At 55.4% G+C, this 12,696-nt stretch carries 13 protein-coding genes; 8 read left to right on the plus strand and 5 right to left on the minus strand.

Annotated features, from left to right (window positions below; all coding sequences use genetic code 11):
- Window positions 1–36 precede the first annotated feature (36 nt).
- Window positions 37–954: a LysR family transcriptional regulator gene (locus tag ACJ8KE_RS03570; RefSeq protein ID WP_079449840.1), complete on the plus strand. Its 918-nt coding sequence runs from the start codon at window positions 37–39 to the stop codon at window positions 952–954.
- A gap of 43 nt (window positions 955–997) precedes the next feature.
- Here the strand turns inward: ACJ8KE_RS03570 and ACJ8KE_RS03575 are convergent, their stop codons facing one another.
- From ACJ8KE_RS03575 to fliD, 5 genes are all read right to left on the minus strand, one after another.
- Entirely contained in the window at window positions 998–2,293 is a 1,296-nt protein-coding gene (locus tag ACJ8KE_RS03575; protein ID WP_016927316.1) for a hypothetical protein, read from the minus strand.
- Window positions 2,294–2,999: 706 nt separating this feature from the next.
- Window positions 3,000–3,848: a helix-turn-helix transcriptional regulator gene (locus ACJ8KE_RS03580; RefSeq protein ID WP_028128106.1), complete on the minus strand. Its 849-nt coding sequence runs from the start codon at window positions 3,846–3,848 to the stop codon at window positions 3,000–3,002.
- A 308-nt stretch (window positions 3,849–4,156) separates the two neighbouring features.
- Window positions 4,157–4,525: a flagella biosynthesis regulatory protein FliT gene (fliT, locus tag ACJ8KE_RS03585; protein ID WP_016927319.1), complete on the minus strand. Its 369-nt coding sequence runs from the start codon at window positions 4,523–4,525 to the stop codon at window positions 4,157–4,159.
- Window positions 4,525–4,935, minus strand: a complete 411-nt coding sequence (fliS, locus tag ACJ8KE_RS03590; protein WP_239441944.1) for a flagellar export chaperone FliS — start codon at window positions 4,933–4,935, stop codon at window positions 4,525–4,527. Before fliS ends, fliT begins: the two co-directional genes overlap by 1 nt.
- A 26-nt stretch (window positions 4,936–4,961) precedes the next feature.
- Window positions 4,962–6,362: a flagellar filament capping protein FliD gene (gene fliD, locus ACJ8KE_RS03595; protein ID WP_239441942.1), complete on the minus strand. Its 1,401-nt coding sequence runs from the start codon at window positions 6,360–6,362 to the stop codon at window positions 4,962–4,964.
- Window positions 6,363–6,643: 281 nt separating this feature from the next.
- Between fliD and ACJ8KE_RS03600 the strand changes: the two genes are divergently transcribed.
- The 7 genes from ACJ8KE_RS03600 (at window position 6,644) to tcyN (ending at window position 12,618) form a co-directional block, all read left to right on the plus strand.
- Window positions 6,644–7,696 carry a flagellin N-terminal helical domain-containing protein gene (locus ACJ8KE_RS03600; protein ID WP_147880014.1) on the plus strand — a complete coding sequence of 351 codons (1,053 nt, stop codon included), beginning with the start codon at window positions 6,644–6,646 and terminating at the stop codon, window positions 7,694–7,696.
- 183 nt (window positions 7,697–7,879) lie between these two features.
- Window positions 7,880–8,602, plus strand: a complete 723-nt coding sequence (locus tag ACJ8KE_RS03605; protein ID WP_016927322.1) for an RNA polymerase sigma factor FliA — start codon at window positions 7,880–7,882, stop codon at window positions 8,600–8,602.
- Between the two features lie 54 nt (window positions 8,603–8,656).
- The gene (fliZ, locus tag ACJ8KE_RS03610) at window positions 8,657–9,166 is read left to right on the plus strand and encodes a flagella biosynthesis regulatory protein FliZ (protein ID WP_004934751.1); all 510 of its coding nucleotides are present in this window, start codon (window positions 8,657–8,659) and stop codon (window positions 9,164–9,166) included.
- A 125-nt stretch (window positions 9,167–9,291) separates the two neighbouring features.
- Window positions 9,292–10,284: a D-cysteine desulfhydrase gene (locus tag ACJ8KE_RS03615; protein ID WP_016927324.1), complete on the plus strand. Its 993-nt coding sequence runs from the start codon at window positions 9,292–9,294 to the stop codon at window positions 10,282–10,284.
- A gap of 115 nt (window positions 10,285–10,399) precedes the next feature.
- Window positions 10,400–11,200 (plus strand): cystine ABC transporter substrate-binding protein, encoded by an 801-nt coding sequence (gene tcyJ / locus ACJ8KE_RS03620; RefSeq protein WP_016927325.1) that lies wholly within the window; start codon window positions 10,400–10,402, stop codon window positions 11,198–11,200.
- Window positions 11,200–11,862, plus strand: a complete 663-nt coding sequence (gene tcyL / locus ACJ8KE_RS03625; RefSeq protein ID WP_016927326.1) for a cystine ABC transporter permease — start codon at window positions 11,200–11,202, stop codon at window positions 11,860–11,862. Before tcyJ ends, tcyL begins: the two co-directional genes overlap by 1 nt.
- Before the next feature lie 3 nt (window positions 11,863–11,865).
- Window positions 11,866–12,618: an L-cystine ABC transporter ATP-binding protein TcyN gene (tcyN, locus tag ACJ8KE_RS03630; RefSeq protein WP_015378232.1), complete on the plus strand. Its 753-nt coding sequence runs from the start codon at window positions 11,866–11,868 to the stop codon at window positions 12,616–12,618.
- Window positions 12,619–12,696: the final 78 nt, after the last annotated feature.

The raw sequence follows: 12,696 nt of genomic DNA on the forward strand, positions 1-12,696 counted from the left end.
TTTTCACTAAATTGATTCCAATTTGGATGCATTAAGATGAAAAGCGATCTCAGCGCACTGCCGGCGTTTGTCGCCGTGGCGGAAGGCGGCAGTTTCGCCGCCGCCGCAGAGAAACTGCATTTGACGCGCTCTGCGGTCAGCAAAATCGTATCGCGTCTCGAGGCTCGGCTTGGCGTGATGTTGTTTATGCGCACCACGCGCAGCCTGAGCCTGACGGATGAAGGGGCGCTGTACTATGAGCACTGCCGGCAGGCGTTGGCAAACGTTCAGGCGGCGGAAAACCAGCTCGACAGCGGCAAGATGCAGGTCAGCGGCCGGCTCAGAGTCTCGGTGCCGGTGCTGTTCGGCCATTTGTGCATTGCGCCCGTGTTGACGGCGCTGGCGAATGAACATCCCTTGCTGACGCTGGAAATTTCATTCAGCGACCGCAGGATCGATCTGATCGACGAGGGGTTCGATCTGGCGGTTCGCATTGGCGAGCTGGCGGACAGCGGCAGCCTGGTTGCCCGGCGCTTGGGCGAACACGGCATGCTGCTGTGCGCCTCGCCCGATTATCTGCAGCGCTGCGGCGAGCCGAGAACGGTAGAGGCGTTAAGCCGACATCAGGCGGTGGGGTATCTGCACGCCGGCGCCGTGCTGCCCTGGCAGCTTCGCGGCGAAAACGGCGAGCTGCGGCCTTTCAGGCCACCGGCCAAGATGATGATGGATGACATGCAGGGGATCGTCGATGCGGTGTCCGCCGGCGCCGGTATTGCCTGGCTGCCGGAGTGGCTGGTGCGCGAGCGCTTGATGGCGGGGACGTTGGTGGAGATCATGCGCGGTGAGTCCAGCCTCAGTTTCCCGGTGAACGTCGTGTGGCCCTATATGCCTTACCAGCCGCTCAAGGTGCGGCTGGCGGTAGACAAACTGGTGGCGGAGTTGCCTGGCAGGCTGACGCGGTTCGCGTCGGCCTGAGCGTGTATGTGGTGGCAAGCGGTCCAAGGGACGCTTGCCGATGTCAGAGCGCGCGCTGTTGCGTTGATCGTGGCATTGACGGCTGTGTTTTCCCTGTCAACAGGCAACTGAAAATAAGAACCCAAATGAACCCGTAAGAGTAATCGGGGTTGGCGGCGCAGGAGCCCAAAAATGCGGAGAAAAGCATAAATTTAAGCATGGAATGGGCTTCGTTGCCGGCGACGTTATATTGCGAACGAATAAGCTTGGATACGATAAAACCGACTAACAGTATCGTCCCCAATATTCCGAAGTTAGCAAGTAGGGACAGAGGCAGAGAAGATATTCTTGCGCTACCGATACCGACGCCCAAGCCAAAGGTATTATACATAATTTCAAGGGCATTGTAGTTGGAGGCGGAGCGCACGAGGTGAGAGATCGTTTGCGCTTTTTTATCCGCGTAATCGGTTATTTTCTCCAGGAAAAAGATGAATGTGAGCTTTGATACGATGACCAAAGCCAGAGAAAATAGAGCTTTTTGTATCAGGCTAAAACGCGTACTGAAAATGAATGTGCCGCACAGCGACGTAAGCAGGGTAAAATAGCCCGATGTAGAGCCGTTTTTAACCAAGAGCAGCACCATCAATAGAGCCACTAGCTTCAGTCGCAACCCCTTGGCAACCAAAAGAGGCACGATGGTTGCGCCGATAAAGATACCGGCGAATGACGGTTCACCGAAGGTACCGCTCAGTCTGGATTCAAAAATGGCATTGGCGTTATGCATGCTGTTATACATCAAAATCTGAATCGCATTCGCCAGCGGCCTGGCAAGGAGCCAAATCAGACAGTAAGCGGAGAAAACCAGCGTCGTGAAAATGATGGTTTTCAGTGCGTATTCAGGCGTGATTTCACGCCGCTTGACGTAAATGACATACAGCGTTATCAGGTTCAGCGTGATTAGAATCAGTTGCTTGATGTTGTTATTGCCCCACACAAGCGAGATACCTTTTTTGGCGTAATTATTTTCAAAGCTATAAGCCGGTGAATAAACTCTTACTCCTTCAAATAGGTGGGTTAACGCATAGGTGAAGAACCAAAAAAGAACAATTATTACCAGCGATTGCAGTAATACCCGGTGTTTTAAGTTCCAGACGGATGTGCTGTTTTTTGAAGTGAAAAAAAACCGGGTTATTAAAACCAGTTCGATAAAGTAAAATATAGGTAGGCTATTACTCCCTGTGTTAATAATAGCGCTTGATTGAAAGATGGATGCGAGAATCAACAGGGCGAAAATGGTTCTGTGGTGTAGGAAAAAAGTGGCGAAAGCAAGAGCCAGCCAAACAAAACTTAATATATTCACATTATATTCCCTAAGTTACTTATCCTATATGGCATCGTCTGGCTTCAGATTAAAGTAGTTATAAAAACCAGCGTATTTCCGCGCGCTATCATACAATAAGAAGGTGGGACGGTCTAGCTGCAAGGGTAGTATATTCAGGGGGTTATAGAATTAGACTGCAAGTATATGCCATTCTTATAATTAACGAGCTAATCAAGTCGCGCGGGTTTTGCGCTTGGGATAGTGACGATTGGCCCTCGGAATTTGCCGTGGCAGCAGGAAACAGGCCACCGGTGCAATTAATTCAGTAATAAAATAAATAAATAAAATTAATTAAAAATCACCGAGGAGCAACGACCATTGCAATGCGTAATAAAGCAGCAACAAGAGACAGCTGGCAAGCACCAGCTTTTCACCAGCTTGCTTAAGCTTGGCTTTAACGTTGTTCCTTTGTCGCATTTTTACGTTCTCGCTTTAGACAGTCAGATAGAAAAGCAGTATAGCAAGCAAATTTTAGGCGTCGGTCAAAATAGGAAAATACTTAATGCTTTGGTGGAGAACCGAGCAGTGGGTTGTGCGGGATAAATAGCCAGCGGCAAGAAGAGAACAACCAGGAAAAGGTGCCAGCGGTCGCTGGCGGATACGTCAAGATAGGTTGCTCGGCACGCCCACATCATGGCGATGCCATCGTTTATCCGGGCTAAATTGCCGTGTTTGCCGCCATTGATTAGCCGGAACCGTAATGCTGTTCAAAGGCAGGTTCCATTATTCTCTGATGACCGCGAATGGCGGTAGGGGCGAAACCGAAGCGTTTGCGAAAACGTTCGGCGAAACGCGAGGCGCTTTCATAACCCACATGTTGCGCGATGGCGGAGATCGGCCAGTCGGTCGACTGCAGCAGGGCCAGCGCGCTACTCATGCGCACGTCAATCATCAGGTTGCGCAACGCGGTGTTTTCCATCGACAGTTTGCGGCGCAACATCACTTCACTCATCGACAGGCTCTCCGCGACTTTGGCCGCCGTCCAAATGCTGTGCGGATCGGTCGCCAGGCAGCGGCGCACGCGCTGCGTCAGATCCTTGGCTTCGTTGTGAATAAAGCGAATGCCGAATTGGGCCAGCCACAACAGAATTTCCAGCATTTTGTGCCGCACGATGATGGTAGGAAAGCGTTGCCGCAGCGTCAGCGCCAGGCCGGTGGTTTCAAAGCTGTGCTTTAGGGCGCAGGGCAGGTTGCGCAGCGCCAGGACGGCATCGAACGGCATCGGCGCCGGCGTTTCCTCGGCCGGAGGTTGGACGGTGAGCAACAGGGGATCGCAGGTCAGCAGTTGGCAACTGAATACGCCGTCTTCGGACGGGCCGTTAATAATGTCCACCGTTTGCCCGCCATCGATAATCAACAGCTCGCCGGGATGAGCGACCACTTCGTGTTGTTGCCAGCGTACGCGCTTATGGCCTTGTTGTATCAGATACAGATGTGGTTGCTCAAAATAGACTGAAGGGAATAATAATTCAGTATACTGAATGATGTGCGCTGAGGCGCCAATTCCAGGACAGAGATTAATTGTACGTTCCATCGATATTCATTTCGCAGCCATTATCTGGGAATATCTTTACGCTTTGATCCGCGCTGGAGCAACATTTTTCCATGGGCCGTGAAACACAGCGGCGAGTTTTATCTATCAAAAATCAATTTCCTGCTGAACAGAAAACGTCCGTGTCGGGATGATGTTTATCCATTAAAGTGAGAGCCAGGCTCGAAGCGCGCATTTTACCAATTACCCATAAGCTGAATAATTCAAATGCCATAGATTAATATCCTAACGTAACCCGAGAGTAATAGCGCATAGTGCTATTTAATCCATTTTCGTCAGTATTGTCGATCTTATCGGACCTGTGGTTCCCCCAGCAACAGCGCACGATCATGAAACTGGCCGTAGGCATTGTTGACCACGTTCTGGCGCGTGGACTGTTCGATCAACATTTTCAGCTCATCCATACGCTGCTGTAACAGACGTTTGAGTTCGGTTTCGTTGTCGAGGATCTGTTGCAGCTTATTGCGCAACATCTCCTGCAGCGCCATGGACGGGCCGGCTTGCCCGGTAAAGGCGGCGGTTTTTTCCACCGCCGTCACGTAAGCGAATTCGAGCTCGACGAGCTCCTCCCAGCGCCCGGTTTGCGCCAGCGCGATCATCTGGCTGCTCAGGCTGTAAATTTGTTGATAAGCGGCTAACAGCTGCTGTTGACGTTCCATTACACGGCGTCCTGCGAAGGTTGGTAGTTGGGGCCAATCTGGCGCCAGGCGTCGGCGATGTTTTCCAGCAGTTTAACCACTTCGGCGATCGCCGCTTCGTCGTTGTGCAAGTTGGCCTGCATCAGCCGACGCTTCATGTAGTCGTACAATGCCGCCAGATTTTCGGCGATCTCGCCGCCCTGTTGAAGGTCGAGGCCGCTTTTCAGGCCGTTGTCGATGATATTGATGGCTTTGGACAGCGCCATGCCTTTGCCGGCGATATCGCCCTGGTTCATCAGGATGCGTGCGCGAAGCAGGGCGCTGAGCGCCCCGTCGAACAACATCACGATTAACTGGTGCGGGCTGGCGCTCATGGCGCCGCTTTCCAGACTGACCTGTGCATAGGCCTGAGTGCCGCTACGGTTATACATGCTGTTTTCTTTACCTTGTTAAAGGGTTACTTGAACTGTTGAGCCAAATAGTTACTGGTGCCGTTCATTTTCGACATCATGGTATCCAGCTGAACGAACTGTTGTTTATAACGATCGATGGTGTTCTGAATGCTGGCGGTGACCGTCGTGATCTGGCTGTTCAGGCGATCGAGGTTGGTGTTGATGCTTTTGGTCGAGTTTTCGATGATGCCGCCGGATTTGATGTAGCTCTGGATCTCGTTGTGGATCTCGGTGGCCATGCCGGTGTCTTTGCCGTTACCGACGAAGAAGTTGCTGACTTGATCCGGCTTCTCATCCATCGCTTTCTTCAGCTTGGCGCTGTCGATTTCCAACTTGCCGGTTTTGGTGTTGGTGGAAATGCCGAGGTTGCCCAGGCCTTTCAACTCCGGGTTGTCTTGGGCGGCGCTCAGCGCGCTTTTGATCGACGACTGAACGCCGCGCAGGGTGTTGTCGCCCAGCAGCGGGCCGTTGGTTGGGTTTGGCGCTTCGCCGGTTTTCACCGGGGTGAACTTGGACAGCGAGTTGAAGGTGTCCAGCAGCGAGTTATAGCTGTCGACCCACTCTTTGATCTTGTCGGTGGTGCCGGCGGTGTTGGTGCTGATCACCAGGTGTTGCGGTTCATCGGTTTTGGTTTTGGTTTTCAGATCGATGGTGACGCCCTGCAGGGCATCGCTGATCGAGTTGGTGCTGCGTTTGATGGCCGTGCCGTTCACCATCAGCTCCGCATCCTGCGGCGCGACCGTCTGCTTCATGGCGGTGGAGGTGCCGCGCGTGGCGTTGTAGTTCAGGATATCGCCCAGTTTGTCGTCATTGTCGACTTGGAGGGAAATCTTGTTGTTTTCGCCGGTGGTGGAGGAACTGACCGCCAATTGATAATCGTTGTCGCCAACGCGCATGATGCTGGCGGTGACGCCGGCTTTGGCGCCGTTGATGGCGTCACGCAGCTCAACCAGCGAGGTTTGATCGTCGCTGAGCGGGATTTTGGTTTCTTTCGGCGGGTTGCCGGCGGTGATGGTCAGGGAACGGTCGGTGACGCCTTCAGCGCCTAATTTAGCGCCTTGATCGCTGACTTTCGCCTGCGTGGTCAGCGTTTGCGCCTGCGCCAGGTTTTTCACTTCCACCACGTAGTTGCCCGGTACCGCCTTGGCGTTGGTGGTGATCTTGAAGGCGTCGTGTTCGGTGGCGGTGGTGGCCTTGAAGAAATCTTCTTTCGCCATCTCTTTGCTGAGATTGTCGAATTTTTCCAGCGCGCCTTTCAACGTGCCGTAACCGGTCAGCTGGGCGTTGTAGCTGGATTGCTTGGTGGTGTAAGGGGTCAGACGCTGTTGTTCCGCTTTGGTCAGCTTATCCAGCAAGCCATTGAGGTCGAGCCCTGAGCCGAGACCTAATGAACTGATCGTTGCCATGAGTAATTCTCCTTGATGATGACTTTATTCGCTTTACGCGTTATCGGCCCAGTGGTGAAAAAGTTTACCGAAAAAAACAAAAAAACGATGGCGCAATAGAGGAGGGAAAAACCGCGTTATTTCCGCCATTGCAGCGGGCGCAAAAAATTTTAAAAAATTGCTAAAGGTTGTTAGGGGAGGGCCGATACCTGAGGGGACGGTGGTTGACGCCGTGGGCAAACAAGCCCGAACCTTTTAACCGTGTTGCGAAGAACGCAACTGACTCGTAAGGAAAGCAAACAATGGCACAAGTAATCAACACTAACAGCCTGTCTCTGATGGCGCAGAACAACCTGAACAAATCTCAGTCTTCTCTGGGCACTGCGATTGAGCGTCTGTCTTCCGGTCTGCGTATCAACAGCGCGAAAGACGATGCTGCGGGTCAGGCGATCTCCAACCGTTTCACCGCTAACATCAAAGGCCTGACTCAGGCTTCCCGCAACGCCAACGACGGTATCTCTCTGGCGCAGACCACTGAAGGCGCACTGAACGAAGTTAACGACAACCTGCAGAACATCCGTCGTCTGACCGTACAGGCGCAGAACGGTTCCAACTCCACCAGCGACCTGAAATCCATCCAGGACGAAATCACTCAGCGTCTGTCTGAAATCAACCGTATCTCCGAGCAGACTGACTTCAACGGCGTGAAAGTGCTGAGCAGCGATCAGAAACTGACTATCCAGGTTGGTGCTAACGACGGCGAAACCATCGATATCGACCTGAAAAAAATCGACTCCAAGCAACTGGGTCTGGACACTTTCAACGTGACTGACAAAGGTCCTTCAGTGGGTGCTGCTGTTACCGACGGCACTATGGTGAAGGGCGCTACTAAAGATGTGGCTTATAACGCAGCAGCATCTGGCTTGGATGCAACCAAAGGCGAAGCGCTGGTTTCTGGTAAAGACAAAGACGGCAACGCAGTTAACTATGTGCAGACTACCGCTGCTGACGGCACCAAAACTTACAAAGCCGCTACTATTGCTGATGACGGCAAAGTAACTGCAGGCGCCGATGTTACCATCAAAAACCCACTGGATACCCTGGACAAAGCGCTGGCACAGGTTGACGGCCTGCGTTCTTCCCTGGGTGCGGTACAGAACCGTTTCGATTCTGTTATCAACAACCTGAACAGCACCGTGAACAACCTGTCCGCTTCTCAGTCCCGTATCCAGGATGCTGACTACGCGACCGAAGTGTCCAACATGAGCCGTGCCAACATCCTGCAACAGGCTGGCACCTCTGTTCTGGCACAGGCTAACCAGTCTACTCAGAACGTTCTGTCCCTGCTGCGTTAATCGTCTCTCCCGATTAACTGTCGCAAAGAAACCCCGCTTCGGCGGGGTTTTTTTTATGCTCGCGCACCGCGCGGTTATTACATGGCGCAAATAAAGCCCGTTTTGTGCGACTGTTCTGCCGATTGGCATTTCGCCCCCTACGCATAATAGCGCTGACTCTCTTATCCGCAGGTTTAAGACATAGTGAGCGATCTGTATACCGCCGAAGGCGTGATGGACAAAAATTCTCTCTGGTTGCGCTACGTGCCGTTAGTGCGCCACGAGGCGTTGCGCCTGCAGGTCAGGCTGCCCGCCAGCGTGGAGCTTGACGACCTGCTGCAGGCCGGGGGAATCGGGCTATTAAACGCCGTTGAGCGTTATGACGCCCTACAGGGAACCGCCTTTACCACCTATGCGGTGCAGCGCATTCGCGGCGCGATGCTCGACGAGTTGCGCAGCCGCGACTGGGTGCCGCGCAGCGTGCGGCGCCACGCGCGCGAGGTCGCGCAGGTGATGCGGCAACTGGAACAGCGTTACGGCCGCCCGGCGAGCGAAACGGAAGTGGCGCAGACGCTGAACATCTCGCTGGATGAGTACCGTCAAATTCTGTTGGACACCAATAACAGCCAGCTTTTCTCCTACGACGAATGGCGCGAGGAGCATGGCGAGAGCGCGGAACCGATGCTGGAAGGGCATGAGGAGGCCAACCCGCTGCATCACCTGTTGGAAGGCAGCCTGCGCCAGCGGGTGATCGACGCCATCGAGGCGTTGCCGGAGCGCGAAAAAATGGTGCTGACGCTGTATTACCAGGAAGAGTTGAATCTCAAAGAGATCGGCGCCGTGCTGGACGTCGGGGAATCCCGCGTCAGCCAACTGCACAGTCAGGCGATCAAACGGCTGCGTGCGCGGCTGGCGAACGATACCTGACGGCGGAGCGCCGCCCCCAACTCGATGACTCATGCGACAATCGGACTGCCCCTTATGCCAGGAATACTGTTGAAGAAACGGCCGCTTAGCCGTTACCTGAAAGATTACAAGCACAGCCAGACCCATTGCTCCCAGTGCGGCAAACTGTTGGACCGCATGGCGCTGGTGTTTCGCGGCAAGATAATCAATAAAGAAGCCATCGCGCGCATGGATCAGCCGATCGACGATGCGGTCTGGCAAAACGTGCAGCACGAGCTGACCGCGCTGTGCCGCTTTTGCAGCGAGATTTCCTGCAACAGCCACCCGAGTTATTTCGACATTATGGCGTTCAAGCAGTATCTGTTCGAACAGACCGAGATGAGCCACAGCACCATTCGCGAGTATGTGGTGCGGTTGCGCCGTCTGGACGAAATGCTGGTGGCGCGGAATTACCCGGCGGACAAATTCGCCAACAGCGCCAGTCATCAGCGCATCATCGACGATCTGCCTACCGCGGCGCACAACAACTACCGGATTGCGCTGCGCAAGTACGATCAGTATCTCGCCTGGCAGCGCAGCTACTGAGATTTTCCCCGGCCGCTGGGCCGGGGTCTGCCGTATCCCCCCGTGATAAAGGATGATTATTCAGTTCACATCTGCTAAATCTATCGGTTATCAGATGTTGATATTCGATTCCCTGGGGGGAAGTAGTGAACCTGCAACAACAACTGGCGCAATTTCCGCGTCTGGATCTGGTTGGCGTCGCCACACCGCTGGAAAAACTGTCCCGTCTCTCCGATTACCTCGGCCGTGAAATTTACCTTAAACGTGACGATGTCACGCCTATGGCGATGGGCGGCAACAAGCTGAGAAAGCTTGAGTTTTTGGCCGCCGATGCGCTGCGACAAGGCGCCGATACGCTGGTCACCGCCGGCGCCATTCAATCCAACCACGTGCGCCAGACGGCGGCGGTGGCGGCGAAACTGGGCCTGCACTGCGTCGCGCTGCTGGAAAACCCCATCGATACCCGTGCGGAAAACTACCTGACCAACGGCAACCGCCTGTTGCTCGGCCTGTTCAACGCCGAGGTGGTGATGTGCGAAGCGCTGCACGATCCGCAGCAGCAACTGGCGGAACTGGCGACGCGCCTCGAGGCGCAGGGCTTCCGGCCTTACGTGGTGCCGGTGGGCGGCTCCAATGCCCTGGGCGCGCTGGGATACGTGCAGTGCGCATTGGAAATCGCCGAACAGAGCCGGCGCAGCAACGTGGCGTTCAGTTCGGTGGTGGTGGCGTCCGGCAGCGCCGGCACTCACGCTGGGCTGGCGGTGGGGCTGCAACAGCTGCTGCCGGAAACCGAGCTGATTGGCGTGACGGTCTCGCGCACCGTGATCGATCAACTGCCGAAGGTGGAGCAGATCCAGAAAGCCCTGGCCTGTTCGCTGAATATCGACGAACTGGCGCCGATCGCGCTGTGGGACGATTATTTCGCGCCGCAGTACGGCATGCCGAACGAAGAGGGCATGGCGGCGGTGCAGCTGCTGGCGCAGCAGGAGGGCGTGTTGCTGGATCCGGTATACACCGGCAAAGCGATGGCCGGTTTGATCGACGGCATTGCCCAGCGGCGTTTCCGCGACGAAGGGCCCATCCTGTTCGTTCACACCGGCGGTGCGCCGGCGCTGTTCGCCTACCATCCGCAGGTGTAAATACCGCTTGTTATTCCATTTTGAACTATATTTATAAGGTTATATTCCTTTATGCGGGCGGTTGCACTGTTAAAGTGCTGATATCAAAAAAGATAAACAACATACAGGGGTGTTTATGATGTTTGCAAAAGTTCGTCGCCAATGGTTGTTGGGCGTGGTGGGCGTTGCGTTGGCCGCCGGTTTGACGACTCAAACCTACGCCGCCGACAATCTGCTGCAGCAGGTGAAGCAGCGCGGCACGCTGATCGTCGGGCTGGAAGGCACCTATCCGCCGTTCAGTTTCCAGGGGGAAGACGGCAAATTGACCGGTTTCGAAGTGGATTTCGCCAACGCGCTGGCGGAACATCTGGGCGTGAAAGCCAAGCTGAACCCGACCAAGTGGGACGGTATGCTGGCTTCGCTGGATTCGAAGCGCATCGACGTGGTCATCAATCAGGTGACGCTCTCCGATGAGCGCAAGAAGAAATATGACTTCTCCACCCCTTACACCGTTTCCGGTATTCAGGCGCTGGTGAAAAAAGGCAACGAAGGCACCATTACCAAGCCGGAAGACCTGAAGGGCAAAAAGGTCGGCGTTGGCCTGGGCACCAACTATGAGCAATGGCTGCGCGAGAATGTGCAGGGCGTGGACGTGCGTACCTACGACGACGACCCGACAAAGTATCAGGATCTGCGCGTCGGCCGCATCAACGCCATCCTGGTGGATCGCCTGGCGGCGTTGGATCTGGTGAAGAAAACCGGCGATACGCTGGCGGTGGCCGGCCCGGCATTCTCCCGCCAGGAGTCCGGTGTGGCGCTGCGCAAAAATAACCCAGAACTGCTGGCCGCGATTGACCAGGCGATCGCCGAGATGCAAAAAGACGGCACGCTGGCGAAGATTTCCGAAAAATGGTTTGGCGCGGACGTAACTAAATAATGCACGAAAGTATTCAACTGGCGCTGGATTCAGCGCCATTTTTATTGAAGGGCGCCATACTGACGCTGCAGCTTAGCCTGGGCGGTATGGCGCTAGGCTTGTTGCTCGGTTTTCTGTTGGCGCTGATGCGCCTTTCGCCGCTGTGGCCGCTGTCGTGGCTGTCGCGCATTTACGTGTCGCTGTTCCGCGGCACGCCGTTGATCGCCCAGCTGTTTATGATCTACTACGGTCTGCCGCAGTTCGGCGTTGAATTCGATCCCTTCCCGGCGGCGCTGATTGGCCTGTCGCTCAATACCGCCGCCTACACCTCAGAAACGCTGCGCGCGGCGATTTCGTCGATCGACAAAGGGCAGTGGGAAGCCGCCGCCAGCATCGGCATGACCCGTTGGCAAACCCTGCGCCGGGTGATCCTGCCGCAGGCGGCGCGCACCGCCTTGCCGCCGCTGGGCAACAGTTTTATCGGCCTGGTGAAGGACACCTCGCTGGCCGCCACCATTCAGGTGCCGGAACTGTTCCGCCAGGCGCAGCTCATCACCTCGCGCACGCTGGAAGTGTTCACCATGTACCTGGCGGCATCGCTGATTTACTGGGTGATGGCGACCCTGCTTTCCGCACTGCAAAACCGTCTGGAAGCCCACGTTAATCGCCAGGATCAGGAGTAACGCATGAGTGCCATTGAAGTTAAGCAATTGACCAAGCAGTTCAAAGGTCAGACGGTGCTGCATGGGATCGATCTGGCGGTGGACGCCGGTGAAGTGGTGGCGATCATCGGCCCGAGCGGCTCAGGGAAAACCACCTTGTTGCGCTGCATCAACCTGCTGGAGGAGCCGGATTCCGGCACCATTCGCGTCGGCGATATCCTGATCGACGGCAGCAAGCCGCTGAGCAAACAGAAAAATCAGGTGCGCGCGCTGCGCCAGCAGGTCGGTTTCGTGTTCCAGAACTTCAACCTGTTTCCGCACCGTTCGGTGCTGGAAAACATCATCGAAGGGCCGGTTATCGTTAAAGGCGAGGCGAAAGCCAGCGCCGAACAGCGCGCTCGTGCGTTGCTGGCCAAGGTGGGGCTGAGCGGCAAAGAGGCGGCTTATCCGCGTCGGCTGTCCGGCGGGCAGCAGCAGCGGGTGGCGATCGCGCGCGCGCTGGCGATGCAGCCGGAGGTGATTTTGTTCGATGAGCCGACGTCGGCGCTCGATCCCGAGCTGGTGGGGGAAGTGCTCAATACCATGCGTTCACTGGCGGAAGAGAAACGCACCATGGTGATCGTCACCCATGAGATGAGCTTCGCTCGCGACGTGGCCGATCGGGTTATCTTTATGGATCACGGCCGCATCGTCGAACAGGGCCCGGCCAAAGCGCTGTTCGCCAATCCGCAGCATCAGCGTACCCAGCAATTCCTCGATAAGTTCCGGAATCAATAAGGCGTCGGGGGCGTTTCCCCCGACCGCATTCACTGTGCTTTCAACAATTCATTGCGCGCGGCGGCGGCGAGAAATCCG

It is taken from the genome of Serratia sp. CY56464 (assembly GCF_052168435.1).
Taxonomy (GTDB): domain Bacteria; phylum Pseudomonadota; class Gammaproteobacteria; order Enterobacterales; family Enterobacteriaceae; genus Serratia; species Serratia marcescens.